General features: G+C 48.1%; 2 protein-coding genes. One reads left to right on the top strand and one right to left on the bottom strand.

Features of this window, described 5'->3' with window-relative positions:
• Positions 1 to 11 precede the first annotated feature (11 nt).
• A complete protein-coding gene (locus IH879_19730) occupies positions 12 to 584 on the bottom strand; it encodes a hypothetical protein (GenBank protein ID MCH7677158.1) in 573 nt (190 codons plus the stop codon).
• Positions 585 to 604: 20 nt separating this feature from the next.
• Between IH879_19730 and IH879_19725 the strand changes: the two genes are divergently transcribed.
• Complete coding sequence (locus IH879_19725; protein ID MCH7677157.1) at positions 605 to 865, top strand: hypothetical protein; 261 nt, start codon at positions 605 to 607, stop codon at positions 863 to 865.
• Positions 866 to 1,198 lie beyond the last annotated feature (333 nt).

Here is a 1,198-nt window from a genome sequence, read left to right as displayed (position 1 = left end):
CCCATGGCGGATCAGACGACATCCCAGGCCCAGCCCACGGTCCTGTTCAACCCCCACATCCCAATTCCTTCCCATAAGGTGGTTACCAGTGCGTATCCTCCCAATAGCAAGGCTCCTATGGAGCAGGCAATAGCCACCAGCCAGGACTTGGAAGGCTTTTCCTCCACCCTTCTGCATATGTCGTCGGTGACTTCATGGTAGGTCAGTTTTTTATCTTTTAGCGCTAAGATTATATTTTTACCGATATATTTAAACTCGTCCTTCGTTACTCTCTTCGCCGCAGCTGCATTGGTAAATCCATCCAGAATTGGAAGAATTTTGTGCTGATTAAAGGATACATAAGCATCGGGGAAAGAAGCAAATAAATCCTGAAAATAGTTGTCAGCCAAGTAACCCAAAGCCGCTTCTGCAATTTTATCCTGGTTCACCCACAGAATGAATACAAAGCTGCACAAGAGTAATAAACATATAAATAGACCGATAAAAATGCCCTGGAATAGACTCCTACGCCTAATTTGTTTTTTTTCTATTCGAAATAATTTGTCATAAGCATCATTACTTACAGTGGATTTATTGCCCGTCATCGAAAAGTCCTGGCTTGTCATTGCATTTAGTCTCTCAGTTGCTATTTACTTTAATATTTCTTGGCGGATTTGGCGGCGTTCTATCAGGGAACGATCAACGTAGCAGGCTCAGAGCGGCCCGTGCGTTACGAGGGCGCCTTCATGATGGCCGAGGTGTTCACGCTCTGAACCTCCAACTCGGGGAGCTGGAAGCTGACCGACGAGGTGGAGATTCTTCCCGAGACCGCCATCGGCTTCGGGCGCATCATCAGCGCGAACCTGCGGCGGGAGGCGTAATTTAGAGGGATTTTACTACGTCAATCGCTGTGCTCGTGTCAAAGGGATGTAAGCCATCGATATCGAGAGGGGGGAAGGGAGAGAGGGGGAAAGGGAGAGAGGGGGAGAGGGGGATTTTGAATTACGAATATCGAATGTCCAATATCGAATGTTGAAGGAGCTGACAGTCCCTTCTTCCTTCGATATTCCTCGTTCGATATTGGATATTCAATGCTCCCTCTCGCCCTTTCCCCCTCTCTGCTGGCGCATGGCGTACATGTTAAGGAAAAAACACGCTTCACCTGAGAGGAATTCGCATGCCTGAGAGCGGAATCGCACACGTCTGAAGTCCAGTCACG

The organism is candidate division KSB1 bacterium (assembly GCA_022562085.1).
Taxonomy (GTDB): Bacteria; Zhuqueibacterota; Zhuqueibacteria; order Oceanimicrobiales; family Oceanimicrobiaceae; genus Oceanimicrobium.
Note: the sequence above shows the minus strand (reverse complement) of the source record. Positions and strands in the feature narration are given on the sequence as shown.

Coding starts and splice junctions, on each gene's coding strand:
- IH879_19730 (MCH7677158.1), bottom strand. CDS start 584: ATGACGGGCAATAAATCCACTGTAAGTAATGATGCTTATGACAAATTA.